Below are 21,920 nucleotides of genomic sequence, written 5' to 3'. Positions count from 1 at the left end.
CTACACTTCCAAACGGTAGCCCATTTTATAGACTGTTTTAATTCTAGTTTCCAAATTTAGTTTCTTTCTTAGTTTTTGAATATGAACATCTACCGTTCTTGTATCTCCTAGATAATCATAGCCCCAAGCAAGTTCGAGCAGCTTGTCTCGTGATAAAGCAATATTGCGATTATTCACCAGCACTTCAAGCAAATCAAATTCCTTCGGTGTACATTCAACAGGATGTTCATGTAGGTAAACTTGTCTGCTCTCAAAATCGATCTTGATCCCATCTAATTTAAATCCCTTATCATCCTTTTTAGTGCGTCTTAACAAAGCATCTACTCGTGCCAACAGCTCAAGCATCTCAAATGGCTTAACTAAATAATCATCGGCACCTAGGGTTAAGCCCTTTACCTTATCAGTTAGACTGCTTCGTGCCGTCAAGAAAATCGTAGGCGTCCCTCGTAGCTGCTGAAAAACCTCGTACCCATCCATCTCCGGCAGCATAATGTCCAATAATACGAGATCTATTGCTTGCTGTCGGAGCTCATTAATTGCCGCCCAGCCATCAAAAGCAGAAATACATATATGTCCAACCGACTGGAGATTTCTTTTAATCAATTCATTAATTGGAATTTCATCCTCAACAATCAAAATCGTCGCCACAAAAATCACCTCATCATTAGCATAGCATCGGGATGTAATAGAGTTGTAAAAATCTTAGGGGGCTGTCCGAACAAAGAGCCTGGCACCTCCAACACTTTATATAGATAAAAAGTAGTTAAAGCTACTCTATATATTGTGTTGTGTGGAGAGAGCCAGGCACTTATCGGACAGCCCCTTATTGTTGAAAAATATCTTTCGCCGCTTTTGTACGGTTCATTCTAGAAAAATCAACCTTTGAAAAGGCAAATGTAGCAAGGAATAGGCAGATGATTCCAAAAAGAAAAATGATGAGGACACTAATTTGCGGGGTAATAATAAACTGATTGATTTTAAATGCAAGCTGCTCTGCCAGTAATTCATCAGTCGATAATGAGAATTTTTCTAAGCTAATCGTTCTAAAAAACGCTGTTGCATATGTCATCGGATTTAATAGCGCTAAATATTGTAACCCATTTGGAAGTAGACTAAGAGGTACATAGACGCCACATAAAAAGGTAATTGGTGTCGTAACTGCTACTGAAGTAATTTGGAAGGTTTGTGAATTCTTTACGACCGCTGCTAAAAATAAGCCAAAAGCTGAAAAGACAAGACCAACAAAAATCATAAAACCAATAATGGCAAACGGAGTAATCACGGATGAATATTTCATTCCAATAAAATAGCCTACGATAAGAATAATGATGCCTTGAAAAGTAGCAATCGTGGTCGATGCGAGTATTTGCCCTAAAGAAATATGGATTCTTTTTACTGGGCTGACAAGCACCTCTTTCATATAGCCGGAAACAATATCTTCAATCGTCGAGGTCGCAATATTTAAAGATGTTTGAAAAACAACAATAATAACGATCCCAGCTAATACATAATTGATTGGATTACTGACAGCCGTACTTTTAAAAATGGTGCTTAATAAATACAAATAGAAAAATGGCATAATGATTATTAAAACGAGCTGAACTCGATTTCGGACAAAAAGCTTTACATTTCTTAACCAAAGTGCACCGATGATTCGCATTTATTCTACCCCCTTATGTCCTTTCCGGTAATCTCAAGAAAAACATCATTTAATGTTCCTTTTTTAATTTCCAACTCCTTAATCGCTGACTTATGCTCGCTAAGGAGTTCCATCAATAAAGCTAAATCAGCGAACTCCACTAGATAGGCGCCAACTTCTTGCTCATAAGGAAGTGAATACTTATTAAATAACGCTTCTAGCTCATGTCCTTCTTCACTTACGATACGAGCTTTATCTTTTGTAAATTGCTGCTTTAATACATTCGGCTCATCAAATGCGATAATTTTTCCCTGATCCATAATGGCTACTTGATCACAAATTTCTGCTTCCTCCATATAATGGGTTGTTAAAAAAATCGTCATCTTTTTTTCTTTTTGGAGTTTTACTATATACGCCCATATACTTGCTCTTGTCTGTGGATCAAGACCTGTTGTCGGTTCATCTAGAAACAATACTTTAGGAAAATGCAGCAAGCTTCTTGCTATTTCTATACGTCTTTTCATCCCACCCGATAAATTGCTTACCATCGCTTTCTTCCATGCCAACATATCAACTAATGTTAGAACAAAATGAATTCGCTCTTGAAAAATAGACTTCGGCAAGCCATAAAAAGTACAATGCATGTTCAAATTTTCTTCAACTGTCATTTTATTGTCTAAAGTCGATTCTTGAAAAACAACACCTATGACACTTCTTACAGCGTCTTTCTCTTCACTTACATCTTTTCCATCAATTCGTAAAACACCTGATGTTTTGTCTATGATCGTACATAAAGTATTAATTGTCGTACTTTTACCTGCTCCATTAGGGCCTAAAAAAGCAAAAATGCTGCCTCGCTCTACTTCAAAGGAAACATGGTCAACAGCTGTAAATTCACCGTACTGTTTCACAAAATTTTTCACTTCAATGATCTTTTCCATGTCATCACCCTTTTTAATTTTTCCATCTGTATTTCCAAAAAATCATATGTTCACTCATACATTTCTCCATCTTCACTATGCATGAGCTTGTGAAGCAAGAAGTTAAAGCTTCCTTTCTCAGCTCCTAACGAAGTTTCAAAAATATGGGTGAAGGCGATAGCTTTTTGCATAAGCTCCTGTGGCTCCCATTGAAAAATACCTTCATCAAATAAAAATTGGGAGGACACTAATAAAAATTCCACCGTTTCTTTTGGATAGGGGGTTTTAAATTTGCCCTCTTCTATTCCTTGTTCAATAACCTCTGTTAAAACAGGCGTTAGCTGTAGAATCGTTTCCACTAAGCTCTTCTGATGCATTTCGGCATTGTTTATTTGGTGCAGCTGTTCAATCAATTGTTCCTTTCGGCTAGCCTCTGGGTTTTGAGCCATAATGATCTGAAATATTTTTTCAGGTGCATTGAGATATGGGTCACTCGCAATGACTTGCGCAGCTTCTACCCCACTAGCAATAAAACGCATAACTACTGCATCCATCACCTCTTCTTTTGACTGAAAATAATGATAGAATGTCCCTTTTGCTATTTCTGCAGATTTTAAAATGTCATTTACTGTTGTTTTTGTATATCCTTTCGTACTGAAAAGCATTTCTGCGATATTTACAATTTCATTTCTACGTTCTTCATGTTTTTTTGAGACACTCATTTATATCCTCCTTCAAAATTAGACCGACGGTCGGTTTAATTTTATTAAATACTGCTTTACATTCAAAGTCAAGAAATTTTATCCATTTTCAAACAAAAAAGAAAAATACCGTAAACCCTTCATGACAGAAGTTACGGTATTTTTTTGAGCCTATCGAAAACTAGTAAATGCCTATTCCGATTAATCGTGCCAACATTCCTAAACTAAAACAGAAACCATCCCTTTCAACTGCTAAATATGTTGGTACATAAAGACATGTAGAAGTGAATACTATTTTGCAATATTATTATCATAATAACTGAATAAACGACAAATACTAACAATTTACCAAAATAGATAGCAATTACTACTTTTCGAATCGACAAATTATGTGTTAAGCTTACTTAAGAATTTAAAATTGTCTGATTTAAATATATTATTAAAATATTAAATCGACAAAAAACTGCAAGCAACCTAAACTTAGTAGAAAGTGGGAGATCTTATGCAGGAACAACAACTATCAAGGGGATTAAAGAACAGACATGTACAGTTAATTGCCATTGGGGGGGCAATTGGTACAGGATTATTTCTAGGGGCAGGTAAATCTATTCATTTAACAGGACCATCCATTTTATTTGCCTACATGATCACAGGTGTTATTTGCTTTTTAATAATGCGTTCACTTGGAGAACTGCTTTTATCCAATTTAAATTATCATTCTTTTGTTGACTTTGTACAAGACTATTTAGGTAATATGGCAGCCTTTATTACAGGCTGGACCTACTGGTTTTGCTGGATTTCAATTGCAATGGCCGACTTAACAGCAGTTGGTTTATATACCCAGTTTTGGCTGCCTAATGTGCCACAGTGGGTTCCAGGATTAATTGCATTAGTCATCCTGCTATTCATGAACCTTGCAACTGTAAAACTGTTCGGCGAAATGGAGTTCTGGTTCGCATTAATTAAAGTTATTGCTATACTGGCACTAATCGTTATCGGAACTTTTATGATCATCAAAGGCATTTCTACAGATTCGGGTACATCTAGTTTCACCAATCTATGGAGCCATGGTGGCATGTTTCCAAATGGTTTAAACGGCTTTATTCTCTCATTCCAAATGGTCGTATTTGCATTTGTTGGAATTGAGCTTGTTGGACTTACTGCCGGTGAAACAGAAGATCCAGAAAGAGTTATTCCGAAGGCTATTAATAATATCCCAATTCGGATTATTATTTTCTACATTGGCGCACTTATTGTCATTATGAGTATTTATCCTTGGAATGCTATAAACCCATCTGAAAGCCCTTTCGTACAAGTGTTCATGGCAGTCGGGATTGCTGCCGCAGCTGGTATTGTCAATTTTGTCGTTCTCACATCTGCTGCTTCTGCATGTAATAGCGCGATCTTCAGTACGAGCCGGATGGTATATTCTCTTGCCAAAGAAAAAAATGCGCCTATTCCAATGACTAAACTTACAAAGGGCAAGGTCCCTGCTAATGCATTATACTTTTCAACAGTCGTTATTTTAATTGCTGTTATTTTGAACTATGTTATGCCTGAAGGTGTATTTACGTTAATTACTAGTGTTTCTACCGTATGCTTCATCTTTATTTGGGGCATTACAGTTATTAGCCATTTGAAATATCGCAAAACAAGACCAGAACTAGCGAAAAAGAATAAATTTAAATTGCCGCTCTACCCATTCTCAAATTATTTAATTCTTGTTTTCCTAGCATTCGTTCTTGTCGTACTTGCACTTGCGGAAGATACACGTGTCTCCCTATTCATCACTCCAGTTTGGTTTATATTGCTAATCGTCATTTATAAAATACGTCAAACAAGAATAAATCGAACTAGCGAAAGCGAAGAAATCGCGTAAAAAGAAAGAGGGTATCCCAAAAGTATAACTTTTAGGGCCACCCTCTTTCCCTTTATGTTCTTATTAACTTGTCCGTTGATTTCCGTTCCAGACGCTTCGCTTTCCTTGGAGCAAGCGGTAAGCCTCCTCGTCGCGAACACTCCTGCAGGGTCTCACCTGTCCGCTTTTCCCCACAGGACGTTGAGTAATCATCTCCGAATTAACTCTGCACGAGAAAATGCGTATGCATTTTTGAGGAGTCTTCGCGTCTTCCAATCCAATCAATCAACTCAGCGCAAAAATTAATATGAACTTTGACAAAAAAATCGTTATAAACGTTCTGACTTAGCGAATGCCCAGTTTTTCCAATTTAAATTTGCAGTGATTTCGCTTGCATTTGATACATCTGCTCGTAAATACCGCCTTGTGCTAATAATTCATCGTGAGTACCGTGTTCCTTAATAACACCGCGTTCTAATACAAGAATGCGATCAGCATTTTTAATCGTCGAAAGTCGATGAGCAATAATAAACGTCGTACGTCCTTTCTTCAATACTTCCATTGCATGCTGAATGATCTCTTCTGTCTCCGTATCAATATTAGATGTTGCTTCATCTAATATTAAGATTGCAGGGTCAAATGCGAGTGCCCGAGCAAATGAAATAAGCTGACGCTGACCAGAGGATAATGTACTGCCTTTTTCAATAACGGGCTCGTCAATGCCTTTTTCTAAATTCTTAAGAACACGTTCAGCACCAACTGCTTCCAATGCTTCCTTCACTTTTTCCCGCGTAATACTAGGGTCATTTAAGCTAACATTCGAGCAAATTGTACCTGTAAATAGATATGGATCTTGCAAAACAATCCCCATATGCTGACGGATTGTCTGTCTTGGTACGTCCGTTACGTCTACACCATCAATATAAATCTTTCCTTTAGAAGGATCATAGAAACGGAATAGCAAATTCATAATGGAGCTTTTTCCAGACCCCGTATGTCCAACAAGTGCCACTGTTTCCCCGCGATTTGCTGTAAAATTCAAGTTTTTCAAAACATATTCATTGTCTTTGTAAGCGAATGAAACATCCTCAAATATGACATGTCCGTCATATCTCGGCATCGTCTCTTCAGACACATGTTCCCCGGTTGTATCTAATACTTTAAATACGCGTCTTCCTGCAACAAGTGAGCGTTCAAGCTGTGAAAACTGATTAACGACATTCGTAATCGGGTTGAAAAGCTTCGTTAAATAATCGACAAAAGCATATAAAGTACCTGCGGTTACAATTTCAACTGTCGCTATTTGTCTTGTTCCAAAATAAACAATAAAAATCGTAAACATGATGAGACGCAACACATTCACTAAGTTAAATGATGTCGCCGAGTCTAAAAACAATAATTTCCGCTGATAGGCATAATGTTCTTCATTCATTTCATCGAATTCCTTCGTCATTTGCTTTTCACGACGAAAGGCTTGAATAATAGTCATGCCTTGAATTGATTCATTTATCATCGCATTTAGATCCGCGATCTTCCTGCGAATCACATGATTATATTTTGAAGCATATTTTCGATATAAGATCATCCAAAGATAAATAACTGGAATCATGATTAATGCAATCATAGCCATTTTCCAATTTAAGATAAACAATGCGATATATACACCAGCAATAGAAATAAAGCTTGTCGCAAAGTTAGCAAGCACTTGTACATATAAATTTCTAAGTGCTTCTGTATCATTCGTTACACGGGCAACAATTTTACCAGCTGGCAGATTATCAAAATACTGAATTGGCAATGTTTGAATATGACCAAACACATCCTGACGCAGCTTCTGGATAACCCGGTTCGCGCCCATTTGCAAATATATATACATGAAGTAGCGTAAAATCGCTGTGGCAATCGCTAAGATTAAATATAAACAAAGCAACCAAGCGATCGGCTCAATTTTAATTTTTCCAATTATCATATGCTCGTCAATAATATACTTTGCAATAAATGGACCAGCAAGCTCTGTAAAAACAGCAGCTGATAAGAAAAATAACCCAAGAAAAATTGGCCGTTTAAAATACAAAGCATATTTCGTTAATCTTTTACCCGTACTCATGACACACCTCCCTCTAGCTGCTGACGATCAAATTGTTCTCTGTACCATCCATTTAACTTGAGAAGCTGCTCATGTGTTCCTTGTTCCGTAATTTGGCCCTCGTCTAGCACAATAATTTGATTCGCATGCTGCACACCAGATAAACGATGTGTTGTAATAATCGTTGTTTTACCGCTTCGCTCTTTTTGAATGTTTTTAATAATCTTTGCTTCTGTTTTCGCATCAACTGCTGATAAAGAGTCATCAAGAATTAAAATTTCCGGATCTTTAATTAACGCACGAGCAATGGATACCCGCTGCTTTTGTCCTCCAGATAAAGATACCCCTTTTTCACCTACAAGGGTTTCTAACCCCATTGGCAAGTTTTTCAAATCCTTTTCAAAATCAGCAAGGCGAACAGCTTCATGTAAATCCTCCGCTGTTGCATCCTCTTTCCCAAATAAGATGTTTTCACGAATCGTACGTGAAAACAGCACATGATCCTGAGGTACATACCCGATCCAATCAAGAATTTGCTCCTTCGTTTGTGCAGCAATATCAATACCATCAATATTCAATTGCCCCTCACCGAGTGGATACTCCCGTAACAATTGTCTAAGGAATGTCGTTTTACCTGCACCTGTTTTTCCAACGATCCCGAGTGTTTCCCCTTTTATTAGTTTCAGTGAGATTTGCTGTAAGTTTTTCACTTGGCTCGTTGGATATTGAAACATTAAGTCATCAAAGCCAATTGCATTTGGTGTTCCAATGGCAATCGGTTTATCCGTATTTTGAACGTCAGCCTCGTAGTTAAGGGTTTCCTGTACACGATCAAGTGAAGCATTCCCTTGCTGCATCACATTGATTAATTCACCAATCGCAAAAATCGGCCAAACAGCAAGCCCTAAATACACATTAAAGGTAACGAGCTGTCCAACAGTCATTTCACCGTTTGATACGAGAAATGCACCATAACCTAGAGCAACAACATAGCTTATCCCTGTTCCTACTTTTGTAATTGGCCCGAATAAAGCATTTATTTTGGCTGTATGCATGTTTTTCTCATAAACTTCCTCACACATATTAGCAAAATTCACTTCATCCTTTTTCTCTTGCACGTAGGCGCGAATAACCCGCACACCGGCAACTGATTCTAAGACACTATCATTTAATTCTCCAAATGCATCCTGTGCCTTCATATACCTTTCATGTACAAGCTTGCCTAAATACTGAATTAAAATAGCCATAATGGGAACTGGCAGCATGGCAAACAATGTTAATTTCCATGAGATCATAAAACCCATCGCAAAAATAATCGCACTCATATATAATGTGGAATCAATTAACGTCATAATCCCGAATCCTGCTGTTAATGAAACCGCATTTAAGTCATTTGTTGCTCGTGCCATTAAGTCACCAGTACGATTTTTTTCATAAAAGGTCGGAGTCATTTTTAAAAATTGGAGCATTAATTTACGGCGCATGATTCTTTCGAGATTAATAGCTCCTTGAAATAAACGGTATTGCCAAACAAAATTTAATAAATAGCCGAAAACTATAATCCCAATAAATATAAGGATATATTGTCCCAATACAGCTTTAGTCATTTCACCTGCTGTTAAAATATCAATAACAGATCCTAGTAAATAAGGTGGAACGACTTCCAACACACTGGCAACCATCAATAAAAAAATCGCAATTGTATATTGTTTCCAGTACTGTTTAAAAAACCAGCTCAATTTTCCTAATACATCAAACATCTATCAAACCTTCTTTCTTTCCCATCTGTAAAACATTGCTACCCACTGTCTAGCAATTCCTTTTTGAAAATTAATGTTTTTTGTATGCTCATCCTTCATCTACTCCTTTTACCTCGGGAAAGATCCCCCTTTCACTAAACGATTCCAACAAAAAAGATGCATACCATAAAGGAGCATGCATCATCTCGAAAAAGGTATAGAAATCGCGTCAATACCTTTCATCATGTTAGAAATTCACTATTTGACAGACAATCGGTATGGACAATATATGGAATTTATTATATTAACGTTCAAAACAAGATCTCGCATTGTCCACATCCCCTTTCATCTACCTGTAAAAAATTGTTTAGTGTTATTGAAGATTACCATTTTATTCGGATAATTGTCAACAGTTTGATAAATAAATATTCAAAAAAAGAGTGTATCCCAAAAGTATAACTTTTAGGGCCACTCTCATTTTTTATGTTCTTATTAACTTGTCCGTTGATTTCCGTTCCAGACGCTTCGCTTTCCTTGGAGCAAGCGGTAAGACTCCTCGTCGAAGAGCTCTCCTGCGGGGTCTCACCTGTCCGCTTTTCCCGCAGGACGTTGAGTAATCATCTCCGAATTAACTCCACGCGAGAAAATGCGTATGCATTTTCGAGGAGTCTTCGCATCTTCCACTCCAATCAACTCTGCGTAAAAATTAGGATGAACTTTGACAAAAAAATCGTTATTAACGACCTTTTGAGTCAGTCTCACTTTATTAATTGTCTATATTTATTACTGATTTATTTCTTCATTTGATTCAGTTGGTTGGTTATTTTTCTTCTTCCTTCTAATAATGCCCCATAATGCCACAATACCTGCGACAATAAAGACACCAAATTTCTTCCCTACGGTAAGAATAACAGCTAACAATCCTGCTTTTTTAGCAACAGCTAGACCAGCCCCACCTAGAATAAGCGCAGACAACCCATAATCCGCTACTTTATCAGTGGATTTGTCGAAGTCCTCATATCTGTTCCCTTCTTTTATGTTTAACTTCGGCATAATCTTGTCATTCATCATCTTTTTATCTGCTTCAAGATGTTCTGGACTTGTTACAAGCACAACTGATATATTTCCGACTCTTGTCAGAACTCGTGTATTGTAATTTAAATAAATGTCCTTGTTCTCATCTTCAACCTTCATAGACCAAGTTAGGTTATTTGTTTCTTCATTATAAAACGGTTCAACATCCCAGCCAGTTACGAAAATATGATTTCCTGGCTCCCGTTCCTTATTCGCTTCTTCTGTACCTTCTTTATAGCTTTTTAATATCGCTTTCGCATCTATTTTTTCCTTTTCAGCATCCTTAATATGACCAGACTCTTCATATTCAAAATAGACCGCCCAAGTTTCGTTTTCATCCATCGGGAATATGGTCCCGATTTCAAGTCCCGTAACTGGATCTCCATAGTATGTACTCATTTTCTGCGTATTTTCTGCATCGAGAAAGATGAATTCTGGATCAAGGTCGATGGTAGCTATATCCCCTAGTTCAACCGTTTGTCCTCCTTCAATCCATTCAAATTCAGCTTCTTCCGCAGCTGCTGTTGTACTAAACACCATGCATAGTACGAACATCATTAATACTAAACGTTTCATTCAAAAAGTTCCTCCTAATATCCCTATTATTCATTGGATCATCTACCAAAAGAATCCATTCCTGATTTTATCATACTATTTTTACAATTAAATAGGTATTACGACTTAGTTTCCTAAATATCGACAAATTTATTATAGCTTAACCATTAATAAGGCGGAGCTTAGAGCAATCCAATGCCCACCTTTCGTCCAGTATAGAAACAGGAAATTGTCCATGTTCCACACCGTAAAATCTCGTTATACTCTTAATTGATAAAGATTATCAATTAAACATGTGAAAGGGGCTCTAATTCGTATGCGTAAGCTATTTTCAATATTTCTAGTCTGTTGTTTCCTTCTTGCTCTAACAGCATGCCAGAGTAAAGAGAAAGAAAATGCAAAAGAGGAAGAACAAGAGACTGAAGCAGTCAAGACGGAAGAACAAGGAAAAGAGGAAGCATCTGGTGATGGAACACGTGTCATTACCCATCTTGGTAGTGAATATACCGTACCTGAAAAAGTTGAAAAGATTGTTATTGTCGGGGCAATTGAGGCAATGGAAGATTCTATGGTATTAGGTGTGAAACCAATTGGGGCGAATACGACAGGAGGCGAATTCCCTGAGATTTTCTCCACTGTTTTGAGCGATGCCACACCCATTGGAGAAAAAACGCAACCAAATTTAGAATCGATTTTACAGTTAAAACCAGATGTTATTTTAGTAAGCACGAAGTTCCCTGATGAAACGAAAGAAAAATTGCAAAAGCTTGCTCCAATGATTCCGATCTCCCATATATCAGAGCATGGAGTAGATAATTTAATGGTACTTGCTGATCTAACTGGGAAACAAGATATCGCAAAAGAAGCTCTACAAACATATGAAAAAAATTTAGCTGAAGCAAAAGAAAAAATTAGTGATGCCATTCAGGATGAAAAAGTATTGGCAATCCGTATTCGCCGCGGGGACCTCTTTATTTATCCAGATAATGTTTTCCTAAATACCGTTTTCTATCATGATTTAGGCTTTACCATACCAGAAGAAGTAAAAGCAGCACCAGCTCAAGAAATGATTCCACTTGAAAAAATTACGGAAATGGATCCAGACCGGATCTTTGTACAATTTGAAACTTCATCTAATACAGATGATGGAAACGCACTTGAAGATTTGCAAAATAATCCGATCTGGCAAAGCTTGCGTGCCGTGAAGGAAGATAAAGTATATGTTAATACAATTGACCCGATTCTTGAAGGCGGTCCACTCTTTAGTAGAGAGGCCCTATTAAAAGCTATTGTTGAAAAGTTCGCACAGTAATTGAAGGTGAATCTTAGATGAATGCTTCAAAGATTTCAACTGCAAAACTTATACTCATTCTTTCGCCCTTCGCCTTTTTACTTGTTGCAGCATTGTCAATATTATTCGGGGCAAAATCGATATCTATTGAAACAATTGTCCATGCTATTTTTTCATTTGATCGTGATAATTCAGATCAGCAAATTATCGTTCACTCTCGTATTCCAAGAGCCGTCGGAACATTTTTAATCGGTGCTTTCCTAGCCATTTCTGGCTCACTCATGCAGGGGATGACAAGAAACTATCTTGCCTCCCCCTCTATTATGGGGGTTTCAGATGGGTCGGCGTTTTTTATTACACTTTGCATGGTTTTTTTACCAAATGCTTCTTCTCTAGAGCTAATCTTTTTCTCCTTAATCGGTTCAGCAGTTGGCGTTTCAATCGTTTTTGGGCTTGCCTCATTATTACCAAATGGACTGTCACCTGTTCGCCTTGCGATTATTGGAACGATTATTGGCACTTTTTTAAGCAGTTTGGCATCTGCTTTCTCAATTTATTTCCAAACCTCACAAAATGTGAGCTTTTGGTATAATGCTAGACTTCATCAGCTCGATCCAACACTTATTAAGCTTAGCATTCCTTTTGCCATTGTAGGGATTCTACTTGCCTTGTATTTATCTAAATCCATTACGATTCTTTCTTTAGGGGAACAAGTTGCAATTGGTTTAGGGGAGAAAACACTTACGATCAAAATTTTAACGATGGCAACGGTTTCTATTCTAACGGGAATAGCGGTCGCATTAGCTGGAAAAATTGCCTTTGTCGGATTATTAGTTCCACATATGACACGGTTTCTTGTCGGTTCAGATTACAGATGGATTATTCCATGCTCTGGCATAATTGGAGGATTGTTTCTCGTACTCTCTGACTTAGGCAGCCGATTTTTAAACTATCCATTTGAAACACCAATTGGTGTTGTCACTTCGTTTATTGGGATTCCCTTCTTTCTTTATTTAATTAAACGAAACGGAGGGAAAAGTCATGTATAGACGTGAACGCACACGATTTTATTGGATTGCCACAAGCTTGTTCCTTCTTTGCATCCTATTCAGTTATATAAGTCTTGTTAGTGGAACATATTCCATTTCTTTAGCAGATGTTTGGCATACGTTATTTAGAATAGAGACAAACGCTGAGCTTGACCTTGTTATCTTAGAATTTCGCTTGCCGCGAATCATAATAGGAGCTTTAGTTGGCTTTGGCTTAGCAATTGCTGGAACCGTTATCCAAGCGATCTCCAAAAACGGACTTGCTGACCCGGGCATCCTTGGAATTAATGCTGGGGCAGGTCTCGCGATTGTTGTTTTCATGTTTTTCTTCCTTGGACAAACGGCCGTTAATGGTTGGGCAGCAGCCATTCTAATGCCATTGTTTGGTTTTGTTGGTGGTATCGGTGCGTCGCTAATTATTTTTTTATTAGCATGGGAAAATGGAAGACTAGACCCGCAGCGCCTCATTTTAATAGGAATTGCCGTTGGAGCCGGACTAGGAGCCATTTCACTTTTCTTATCTTTGAAAATGAAAGCATCAGACTTTGAAATGGCGACCGTTTGGATAACCGGTTCAATTTGGAATGCCAATTGGTATTTTATTATGACTATTCTACCTTGGTTTCTATTATTTGTACCGATTATATTTTTAAAGTCACACTTACTTGATATCTTTCAGCTTGAAGAAACAGCCGTAAAAAGTCTTGGAGTCCAAACCGAGAAGCAGAAGCTTATTTTACTATTAACAAGTGTAGCCTTAGTTGCAACCTGTGTATCCGTATCAGGCAGCATTGGCTTTATCGGGCTCATGTCTCCCCATATTGCGCGCAGACTTGTCGGTGTTCACCATCGATATATTTTGCCAATTAGCGGGCTCATTGGCTCAGCACTTGTCATTATGGCAGATTTAATCGCAAAAACAATTGTCTTACCTGCAGAAATGCCTGTTGGCATTGTTATTGCCATTATTGGCGTACCTTATTTTGTCTACTTACTATTTAAAGCGAAAGCTTAGAAAGAGGGTGTCCCAATTTAAATAGGGGCACCCTGTTTTGTATACTCTTATTAACCTGCCCGTTGATTTCTGTTCTAGATGCTTCGCTTTCCGCGGGGCAAATGGTGAGCCTCCCTCGTTGCTCACGCTCCTGCGGGGTCTCACCTGTCCGCTTTTCCAGCAGGACATTGAGTAATATCTCGGAATTAACTCCGCACGAGAAAAAGCGTATGCATTTTCGAGGAGTCTTCGCGTCTTTCACTCCAATCAACTCAGTGCAAAAATTAGGATGGACTTTGACAAAAAGGGTAATTATTCCAAATAAAAAGACTGACCCTAAAAAGTCGTTTTTCACGATCTTTTTGGTCAGCTTCTTTTAGTATTTCTTTTCAATTCGAAAGCTTCGGACTACACGTGAGATAAAAGGCAATAATACAGAGATATGATTTTCGTTTTGGAAGCATTCGTGCTGAACATCTAGCCCCGTTATATTCGCTGCCTTTAAACGATTATAAATTGCTTCAGCTCCCTCAATCATATCTTGACGCTCCTCACTCCCTACACCGATAAACAGCTTTTTTTCTCCGATTTGATCCAGTTGATGATTCATAATAAATGGCTCTAAAAACTGATAAATCACCTCATTTTTCCACCAGACAGAAGGGCTTCCTGCCGCATAATAGTGAAAAGAATTAGGCCTCGTAAACAATGTATATAAGACAAAGAGCCCACCAAGTGAATGACCAAATAGAGTTTGCCGCTCCTGATTAATGTGAATCTCTTGCTCAACAAATGGTTTTAGATTCTCTTCAATAAAGGCTAGAAAAGCTTCTATCCCACCAGTTTTCGGCCAATCTGTTCCATCCTTCCGTTCAGGGAGCTCCTCCTTCCTTGCTTCTATCGTGTAATCATAGAAGCGTCGAGCAGTGACTAGTGGCAAATCCGAATCATAGCCAATCCCTACGATAACCGCGGCTTCTTGCTTTCTCGGTCCATTTGCTTGTAAACGAATCGTTTCCGTTATCGTTCCAAATACGGCATTCGCGTCTAGAATATAATATACGGGGAAGCCATTTGGCGGGGCTTCCCCTTGTGGCTTCCATAACATAATGCGGTAGGTGTCTCCTTCCTTACTTCGAATGACCCTTTGCGAAGCCCCTGGAATTTGAAAAGGCTGACATTCTATCACTGACATTTTATTCCCTCCAGCAATCGTTTACTATATTGTATCGACTCCTTTACGAAAGAAACATGGACCGATGTCAGATATTTAACTGGATGATCGGCGAATATTAGGACATCATTTGTTCGAGTTTTCTTAAATAGGCATGTGGGGAATTTTCCAGCCACGGATCAGACGTAATGATTTTAACATTTTGTCTTTGAACTGCATGAAGCCTTTTCCATCGATCTTCTTTTTGTAATGCCCGCCAATATGATCTCGTCAGATTATCCTGTCGAATAAGAATAAATAAACAATCTGCTCGTAAAGCATAAAGATCGTCTAAGGAAACTTGTTGATAATCCGCTACTTTCAACGAGCAAGCTGGTGAGAGCTGCAAATCTTTGAATAAAAAATCGACAAGTCGGTCGTTTGATTGCAAATAAAGTTGATTGCCAACCATACGGACAACTGCAATGCGATTATTCTCATTGCTTTGATGAAGTTTTTCACGTGCTTCCTCAACCTTTAATTCATATGATTGTAACCATTGCTCTGCCGACCATGTTTCTTGAAGCTGATTCGCAGTATATAGAAACTGATCCTTCCAAGATGTCATTTTGGAGGGAATGTAAATGATTCTTCCTAATTGCTCAAGCTCCTCCCTTTCGCAAGCTTGAATTGTATCTGAGGCGATAATAATATCTGCATCAAAACTCTCTAAACAAGTAATATTCTTTTGCCAATCCTCATCAATCCGATACGCACTTAAATGGACTGGAATTTCCCTGCGAAAATATTGATAATAATAGGACGTCCATTTAGGATGAAGTGGTGCAGCATACGGGATCAAATTCATTGGCAATAAATGACCTAACACATTTGTTGAATAAGCAACAATCCGCCTCTTGGAATTCTTCATATAGTTTGAAGGGGTAAGACCAATTTCTTTCTTAAATTTCCGACTAAAATAAAATTCGTCCGTATATCCTACTTCGTGTGCAATTTCACGAATTTTCATCTTTCCTTTATGCATATAACACTTAGCTGCTTGTAGACGGAGCTCTGAAACATAGTCCATCACAGTCTTTCCGAATTTCTTTTTAAATAAATCTGCAAAATATTTCGGACTCAGTTTCACCAGCTTAGCCAGCTGCTGGATCGTTATGTCTTTCTTATAATTTGCCTCTATATATTGCTTTACACCTACTAATGATAAGTACATCTTTTCTTTTTCAATTGAAGAATGAGCAATAATTAAAAACATCATCTCTTGAAAATCAATTTGACAGCGAAATTTACATAAGCTTTCATCAGACTTCCATTCTTGATAAAGCTTATGACAAAGAATAGCAACCTTTTCTGAAATAGTAAGTCGATGTTCATTTGAAAAAAGGCAAATATTTTCACTCAATTGTAAACTGTGATTTTTATCTTCTACAAATAATCCGAAGAAAAACACATATCCTTTGAAATCTTCACTTGCCTGTAAAAGTCCCATCGTTTGACCTGGCATACAAGAAATCGCCATATCTTTTCCTACTTCGATTCGCTCCTGATCAATTTCTAAAAGAGCTTCACCTTCTATCATGATAAAAAAGGCATGGGACTGAATGAGCTGATGAACGGATTGTTGTTCACTATCTTGTTCCAAATATTCTATTGAACGTAGCTTAACAGTGATTTGATCGATCCACCAGTCAGTGGAGATTGCTATAGATTGGATTCTACTCACCCCATATCTTACTACCTCAAAGGAAGCGGAATTGATAATCATTATCAATTAACATCTTACTATATTTACACCCCTTTGTCTAACTGACTGGTAACGTCCTTTAACAAGATAACCATTGTTTTTTCTTATTGAACGGGAATAACAATTTTTTTATTATAAGGCTTCATATAGTGCATCCCTTCAATCAAAAGGTATTCTGGCTCAGCCATTGAATCGAATAAAAGGGTGCGCTCCTTTAGGATCCTTCCATTTTTCCCCTTTGCTTCAATTTGATTAATAGTCGTTCTTAAAGGCGTTTTCTTATTTTGCGCTGCTATCGATACTCCATCAAGCAAGACATCCTCATCTGTAGCGATTGTGATTTCCATTCCTTGTGACGTTTTTGCTACTGTTTTTACCCACAATTCCTTCCCTCCTATATGAATGGACTCTTCACTAATTGAAGCGAGGGAGATCTTCTCGTTAAGCTTTTCATAACCGACAAATTCTTTCACGACTAGTTCAAGTGAATCAAGCCTTTTTGGTAATGAATCATATTGAATATCAAACTTTGAACCCCTAATAGAAGAGTGAATGCCACTGCCCATTATGGGAACTGGGCTTCCATTTGCAAGTAACTGAATACCATCTAACCCAAGACGAACCCGATCAAAATTCTTCACATTCATTACACCAGTGATGACTGTCGATGTTGGTGTAGCTGTTATTGTCTGGAAAGTTATCTTACCTTTGTCAACACTAAGCGTCTTTCTTATCGACTGCTTAATCTCTGTTTGCATCGCTTTATTTGGATTATAAGAGAATGAAATACTTCCTTCTGTCATCGAGTTGCTCTGTGGATTCTCCCAAAAACGCAGTGTCAATTCTTTCGAAAATGGACTCACCGGTTCAAAGGACAGCATCCCTTTCATCTCCGTTTTATCCTCATTCATTAAATACGTACCACTAACGGCGTTTGATTCTGTTAAAAAACCGGTTATTCTTGAAGGGTTCAAACTAAAACTTTCATCGAGCCCGTTTAGATTCGATAACGTATAATACATCACTAATTGATTGGCATCTGTCAAAATTCCGTTAATCGTCAACTCAGCACCATTCTTGAGCTTCATCTTTTTATCTACCATTTGGCCCATTCCTTGATCATTTAGCTCTTTTAACGTACCCGTGATCACATCATCAAAACCAAATAGTTTCTTGCCATAAAAAGCTAAGGCATTATATTGATAGCTCGCTATCCCGATAAAAAATAAGGCTACCACTGCTATCTTCCAAATGGCGGCTATTCGTTTTGTTTTTCTCGGAGCTGTATTTAGTGCATTTCTTAATCTTTCTTCTAACTCCTCGGGTGCTGATATAGAGTCTAAACGCTTCTTCTCTTCAAGTAATCGTTCCTCAACATTATTCACCGTCATCACCCCCATAGTATTTTCTTAGCTTTTTTAATCCTTGAAAGATTCTTGATTTAACAGTTCCTACCGAAACATTCGTCATATTTGCGATTGATTCATAATCCAGATCATGAAAATATTTTAGTCGGATTGCCTCTCTTTGCTGCTCATTTACCTGCAATAGCATTGCTTGAATATCCATTTGCTGTTCACTATTTTTATATGGGTCGCTTAGACTGCCAGCTAAAGCAACATCACTTCCGCTCTCATTCGCGGAATGCCATTGCTCCATAAGCACTAATTTATTTTGTTTTCGAAGCAGCGTTTTACAACCATTTACCAAAATCGTTTTACTCCAGCTGTAAAACGCTTCCTCCTTCTTCAACAGAGCAATATTTTCATATAGCTTTACAATCATATCCTCCATCGCGTCCATCGCATCATGCGAATTCCCCATATAAGTGAGAGCAAGCTTATAATAAGCATCCTTTTCAACCATAACTAACTGAAGCAACGCCTCCTTACTGCCCTTTTTTGCCTTTTTCACTAACCGAACAACATTCATGCCCTCACCTCTCTCCTATAAGAGTATTGACTGTGGAAGAAAGTTCATTGTTTTTTGAAATAAGTTTAGCTTTTTTTGTTTGATAATTCTATTTTACTTAAAAACAGGTCAGGCTCCTTGCAAAAAAAGGACTAAGCGAAGCAAACGTCTGAAACGTCTATTTTCGCTTAATCCTTAAATTGATTGAAGCTCGGTAATGCAAAGAAATTATCCGATTTCAATTTATGATGTGGTCCATTATTTCTACTAAGCTGTCAGGACCCAATCTCTTCTTCAAAAGATAAATTAATTGGTTCATCCAGTAACTCCGATTGTATCTCCAAATTTGTTGTTTCAACCGACTTATCCACTTCTTCAAAGGTGAATTGATCGACCCATACTTGACCTTGGCCCGACAAAATAACTCCGAAGGCAATCATTGAACTTCCTGTAGGAACATCCAAAACAATTGAGTAACGATTCCAGTTCGTATTCCCGACGATTGGACGGTTACTCATATTATCAAATTGCAAGACATCATCTGAAGCATTATCAACCCTCATCCACATACTAGAAAAAGCCACATCTTTTGTTTTCAGAAAACAAGATAATCTAATACGCTTACCAATAAATTTATCTGCTTTAAATTGTTGCATCATCGTCGCAAAATTTGTCGCGTCAAGCACTGTTTTAGATTTCAGGTAGCCTGATGCCTTCCCTTGATGAACCACTTCACGATCAGTCCCCATTTCATAATTAAATGGGTCTGAACCACTTAAAAACCAACCTTTCATTTGATTATCCATATGATTCTCCTCCTTATTTTTTCGTACCGTTGACATCAGTCTGCGGTATTTGCCAGGTGGCAAATGATAATACTTTTTAAATACTCTTGTAAAAGCTTCCTGGGACTCAAACTGATAATGAAGGGCGATATCAAGTATGCGCTCATTTGTATAAAGCAAAGTAGCTGAAGCATTGGCCAATCTTCTCATCCGAATATATTCTGTTACAGACATCCCAATTTCCGCTTGAAAAATTCGATGAAAATGAAATTTTGAAAAACCCGCCTGCCCCGCAATATCCTCCATCGTCACCGATTCATGCAAACGTTCTTCAATATAGCTAATTGTTTTTTGAAGGATAATTTCATAGCCCACAGCCTGTTCCCTCCTCTCATGAATAGAATAACAAATAGAAAAAGGCATTTTTTGATTTCTTTTGCGGTTCTTCTTACAGAAAACTTTTGGAACAATCAATTGATCCAGTAATAATAATTAGAGGAAAATAGACTAGTAGCCAAAGAAAAAGCAGCCATCCTAAGAATGCTGCTTTTCAACATTATTATTGAGAGTTTCCGATTTCATTCAATCGATTGATTAAGACACATAGTTAATAAGCGAAACCTAGTCTTCTAACTAAAAACTGACTTTTCAGCCATATTCGTTTGTTTATCAGCCATCCTCGCCTTTTTATCAGCCAAATTAGCAATTTATCAGCCGAATTCACGCTTTTATCAGCCAACGGTCCCATAAATTTACATATAACGAAACTATGTCAGTTTAAACTAATAAAAAGGATTAAGAGGGGCTCGACCCATGATACGCCAAGCTACCGCTTAATCCTTTTTTCATTATGACAATACTTGGATAAGTCTCCAAGCTTATGATTTCTTTGTAATCGGAATGAATATATCAAAATGGGGATCATTTAGATCACGATCATTCGGATATCTTTCGTGTTTGATTGGCAAATCATCGTAATATTCAACATTCGTCTCTTTATATGGCAAATAATCATTTTCCTTAAACCATTGATAAATCTTTCCGTACGTTTCCCCAATGTCCTGACCCTTATTATGCTTGATCATTAAGTAAGTCATCTTTGGTATGTTTATTTCTATCATCTCATTTGGAATTTGTTGTTCTTCACTAACTTCATAAACAGAATAATGAACAAATCCATCACTTCTTACATGATAGGATAATCCTAATTGAAGCTTAGGATCTACAGCATCTTCTAACTCTCCTACTCTACTACTCATCTGATTAATCAGTTCCTTCAAACTACTAATTTCTGTGTAAGCTCCATCCCATCTTAATCCGATTCCACGATAAGCAGGAATCTCTACAATTTCATAGTGGAAATTTTCCATATTACATCCTCCTTTATAAAATTCCTCATGTACTCTATTATATCAAGAATTTTCTGATATATTAAGCTTGTTTATTGTTATTTTTAGGAAGAAATATGTTGCTGTAATGGTTCCTCTTTTTTTATTGCCTTTCCTCTTGTGCCAAGGAAGATCGCTCCTAATACGCACAAAATTCCTAAGAATTGATGCCATCCAAAAGATTCCTTTAATAAAAAAATGCCGACTAATGTTGCTGCTATTGGAATAAATCCCGTAAAAATTCCAGCAAGACTTGCATTTACTTTTTTAACTCCTTGATACCATAGAATAAACGACAGTACACTCGCAGTAATCGCATAATAGACAATAAGAAACCAAATTGACCATTTTAAATTTATAAAATCAAAAGATAGTGCCTCCTTTATTGCAAAAGGAAGAAATAAGATAAAGCCAATGACATTGACAGCAGTCGCCATTTGAATTGGAGTAAACACTGTCGATAGTTTTTTGGCAAAAATGGTAAATAGTGCTTCCGATACAACTGCACCGAACACAAGAATATTCCCGATTACCATTGGAGAACTATCAATATTTGATGGGGACTTTTGCAATGTAATAATCAATATTCCTAGTACAGCAAGACATATAGAAAATGATTGTGCACTGGACATCCTTTCTCTTAAAAAGAAAAATGACAATAAAGCAATGACGGCTGGCACAGTACTTGTAATAATTCCCGCGGCAGCAGCAGACGTGAAACGAACGCCATAAAGCATTAAAACACTAAATAAAAATACACCAAAAAACGATTGTAAAAATAAATAGCCAACATGTCTTTTCTCCAGTCGCACCACTTGTGGCCGACTAATGACTAACATAGGAACTAGAAATAATAAAGCGATTAAAAAGCGTATTTCAGAAAAAAGAAAGATCGGAACTTCTTCAACAATGATTTTCCCAACTGCTACGTTAGCTCCAACAAAAGCCATGGATAAAGCTAACTGTAAATATGCTACTCTCAAAATCTCCCTCCTTCTTAATAAAATGCTAA

18 protein-coding genes are annotated in these 21,920 nt (G+C 37.5%); 4 read left to right on the top strand and 14 right to left on the bottom strand.

The features are described 5' to 3' along the window. From KDN24_RS02495 to KDN24_RS02480, 4 genes are all read right to left on the bottom strand, one after another. Positions 1-648 carry a response regulator transcription factor gene (locus KDN24_RS02495; protein WP_409975122.1) on the bottom strand — a complete coding sequence of 216 codons (648 nt, stop codon included), beginning with the start codon at positions 646-648 and terminating at the stop codon, positions 1-3. 175 nt (positions 649-823) lie between these two features. Then, a complete protein-coding gene (locus KDN24_RS02490) occupies positions 824-1,660 on the bottom strand; it encodes an ABC transporter permease (RefSeq protein ID WP_409975121.1) in 837 nt (278 codons plus the stop codon). Between the two features lie 5 nt (positions 1,661-1,665). Then, positions 1,666-2,580, bottom strand: coding sequence for an ABC transporter ATP-binding protein (locus tag KDN24_RS02485; RefSeq protein ID WP_409975120.1), 915 nt, complete (start codon positions 2,578-2,580; stop codon positions 1,666-1,668). A 50-nt stretch (positions 2,581-2,630) separates the two neighbouring features. Continuing rightward, entirely contained in the window at positions 2,631-3,281 is a 651-nt protein-coding gene (locus KDN24_RS02480; RefSeq protein WP_409975119.1) for a TetR/AcrR family transcriptional regulator, read from the bottom strand. A 481-nt stretch (positions 3,282-3,762) separates the two neighbouring features. On the opposite strand from KDN24_RS02480, the gene KDN24_RS02475 reads away from it, so the two are divergent. After that, positions 3,763-5,139, top strand: coding sequence for an amino acid permease (locus KDN24_RS02475; RefSeq protein WP_409975118.1), 1,377 nt, complete (start codon positions 3,763-3,765; stop codon positions 5,137-5,139). Between the two features lie 349 nt (positions 5,140-5,488). On the opposite strand, the gene KDN24_RS02470 is transcribed toward KDN24_RS02475, so the two are convergent. From KDN24_RS02470 to KDN24_RS02460, 3 genes are all read right to left on the bottom strand, one after another. Continuing rightward, positions 5,489-7,225 carry an ABC transporter ATP-binding protein gene (locus KDN24_RS02470; RefSeq protein WP_409975117.1) on the bottom strand — a complete coding sequence of 579 codons (1,737 nt, stop codon included), beginning with the start codon at positions 7,223-7,225 and terminating at the stop codon, positions 5,489-5,491. Then, positions 7,222-8,964: an ABC transporter ATP-binding protein gene (locus KDN24_RS02465; RefSeq protein WP_409975116.1), complete on the bottom strand. Its 1,743-nt coding sequence runs from the start codon at positions 8,962-8,964 to the stop codon at positions 7,222-7,224. The genes KDN24_RS02470 and KDN24_RS02465 overlap by 4 nt, the downstream gene beginning before the upstream one ends. A gap of 762 nt (positions 8,965-9,726) precedes the next feature. Then, positions 9,727-10,593, bottom strand: coding sequence for a DUF2167 domain-containing protein (locus KDN24_RS02460; protein ID WP_409975115.1), 867 nt, complete (start codon positions 10,591-10,593; stop codon positions 9,727-9,729). Between the two features lie 295 nt (positions 10,594-10,888). Between KDN24_RS02460 and KDN24_RS02455 the strand changes: the two genes are divergently transcribed. From KDN24_RS02455 to KDN24_RS02445, 3 genes are read left to right on the top strand one after another with little or no spacing between them, the layout of a single operon-like run. Then, positions 10,889-11,884, top strand: a complete 996-nt coding sequence (locus KDN24_RS02455; protein ID WP_409975114.1) for an ABC transporter substrate-binding protein — start codon at positions 10,889-10,891, stop codon at positions 11,882-11,884. A gap of 17 nt (positions 11,885-11,901) precedes the next feature. Then, complete coding sequence (locus tag KDN24_RS02450; RefSeq protein WP_409975113.1) at positions 11,902-12,912, top strand: FecCD family ABC transporter permease; 1,011 nt, start codon at positions 11,902-11,904, stop codon at positions 12,910-12,912. After that, a complete protein-coding gene (locus KDN24_RS02445; protein WP_409975112.1) occupies positions 12,905-13,927 on the top strand; it encodes a FecCD family ABC transporter permease in 1,023 nt (340 codons plus the stop codon). Before KDN24_RS02450 ends, KDN24_RS02445 begins: the two co-directional genes overlap by 8 nt. A 355-nt stretch (positions 13,928-14,282) precedes the next feature. Here the strand turns inward: KDN24_RS02445 and KDN24_RS02440 are convergent, their stop codons facing one another. The 7 genes from KDN24_RS02440 to KDN24_RS02410 all read right to left on the bottom strand — a co-directional run bounded on the left by KDN24_RS02440 (position 14,283) and on the right by KDN24_RS02410 (position 21,891). Next, positions 14,283-15,101 (bottom strand): alpha/beta hydrolase, encoded by an 819-nt coding sequence (locus tag KDN24_RS02440; protein WP_409975111.1) that lies wholly within the window; start codon positions 15,099-15,101, stop codon positions 14,283-14,285. A gap of 97 nt (positions 15,102-15,198) precedes the next feature. Continuing rightward, positions 15,199-16,803: an AraC family transcriptional regulator gene (locus KDN24_RS02435; protein WP_409975110.1), complete on the bottom strand. Its 1,605-nt coding sequence runs from the start codon at positions 16,801-16,803 to the stop codon at positions 15,199-15,201. A 125-nt stretch (positions 16,804-16,928) separates the two neighbouring features. Beyond that, complete coding sequence (locus KDN24_RS02430) at positions 16,929-18,215, bottom strand: DUF4179 domain-containing protein (RefSeq protein WP_409975109.1); 1,287 nt, start codon at positions 18,213-18,215, stop codon at positions 16,929-16,931. Beyond that, positions 18,202-18,756, bottom strand: a complete 555-nt coding sequence (locus tag KDN24_RS02425; protein ID WP_409975108.1) for a sigma-70 family RNA polymerase sigma factor — start codon at positions 18,754-18,756, stop codon at positions 18,202-18,204. The genes KDN24_RS02430 and KDN24_RS02425 overlap by 14 nt, the downstream gene beginning before the upstream one ends. A gap of 254 nt (positions 18,757-19,010) precedes the next feature. Next, a complete protein-coding gene (locus KDN24_RS02420; protein WP_409975107.1) occupies positions 19,011-19,943 on the bottom strand; it encodes a helix-turn-helix transcriptional regulator in 933 nt (310 codons plus the stop codon). Between the two features lie 455 nt (positions 19,944-20,398). After that, entirely contained in the window at positions 20,399-20,890 is a 492-nt protein-coding gene (locus KDN24_RS02415) for a GyrI-like domain-containing protein (protein WP_409975106.1), read from the bottom strand. Between the two features lie 83 nt (positions 20,891-20,973). Further along, entirely contained in the window at positions 20,974-21,891 is a 918-nt protein-coding gene (locus KDN24_RS02410; RefSeq protein WP_409975105.1) for a DMT family transporter, read from the bottom strand. Between the last annotated feature and the right edge of the window lie 29 nt (positions 21,892-21,920).

Origin of the sequence: Cytobacillus sp. Bva_UNVM-123, from assembly GCF_046351715.2 — a bacterium.
Taxonomy (GTDB): Bacteria; Bacillota; Bacilli; order Bacillales; family Cytobacillaceae; genus Cytobacillus.
The sequence above is the reverse complement of the archived record's forward strand: the minus strand, read 5'-3'. Positions and strand labels throughout refer to the sequence as shown.

What these genes read in the sequence shown, in the direction of transcription:
- KDN24_RS02450 (WP_409975113.1), top strand. Translation starts at nt 11,902, where the DNA reads ATGAATGCTTCAAAGATTTCAACTGCAAAACTTATACTCATTCTTTCG.
- KDN24_RS02460 (WP_409975115.1), bottom strand. Translation starts at nt 10,593, where the DNA reads ATGAAACGTTTAGTATTAATGATGTTCGTACTATGCATGGTGTTTAGT.
- KDN24_RS02485 (WP_409975120.1), bottom strand. Translation starts at nt 2,580, where the DNA reads ATGGAAAAGATCATTGAAGTGAAAAATTTTGTGAAACAGTACGGTGAA.
- KDN24_RS02440 (WP_409975111.1), bottom strand. Translation starts at nt 15,101, where the DNA reads ATGTCAGTGATAGAATGTCAGCCTTTTCAAATTCCAGGGGCTTCGCAA.
- KDN24_RS02445 (WP_409975112.1), top strand. Translation starts at nt 12,905, where the DNA reads ATGTATAGACGTGAACGCACACGATTTTATTGGATTGCCACAAGCTTG.
- KDN24_RS02475 (WP_409975118.1), top strand. Translation starts at nt 3,763, where the DNA reads ATGCAGGAACAACAACTATCAAGGGGATTAAAGAACAGACATGTACAG.
- KDN24_RS02465 (WP_409975116.1), bottom strand. Translation starts at nt 8,964, where the DNA reads ATGTTTGATGTATTAGGAAAATTGAGCTGGTTTTTTAAACAGTACTGG.
- KDN24_RS02470 (WP_409975117.1), bottom strand. Translation starts at nt 7,225, where the DNA reads ATGAGTACGGGTAAAAGATTAACGAAATATGCTTTGTATTTTAAACGG.
- KDN24_RS02480 (WP_409975119.1), bottom strand. Translation starts at nt 3,281, where the DNA reads ATGAGTGTCTCAAAAAAACATGAAGAACGTAGAAATGAAATTGTAAAT.
- KDN24_RS02490 (WP_409975121.1), bottom strand. Translation starts at nt 1,660, where the DNA reads ATGCGAATCATCGGTGCACTTTGGTTAAGAAATGTAAAGCTTTTTGTC.
- KDN24_RS02415 (WP_409975106.1), bottom strand. Translation starts at nt 20,890, where the DNA reads ATGGAAAATTTCCACTATGAAATTGTAGAGATTCCTGCTTATCGTGGA.
- KDN24_RS02430 (WP_409975109.1), bottom strand. Translation starts at nt 18,215, where the DNA reads ATGACGGTGAATAATGTTGAGGAACGATTACTTGAAGAGAAGAAGCGT.
- KDN24_RS02425 (WP_409975108.1), bottom strand. Translation starts at nt 18,756, where the DNA reads ATGAATGTTGTTCGGTTAGTGAAAAAGGCAAAAAAGGGCAGTAAGGAG.
- KDN24_RS02420 (WP_409975107.1), bottom strand. Translation starts at nt 19,943, where the DNA reads ATGCCTTTTTCTATTTGTTATTCTATTCATGAGAGGAGGGAACAGGCT.
- KDN24_RS02455 (WP_409975114.1), top strand. Translation starts at nt 10,889, where the DNA reads ATGCGTAAGCTATTTTCAATATTTCTAGTCTGTTGTTTCCTTCTTGCT.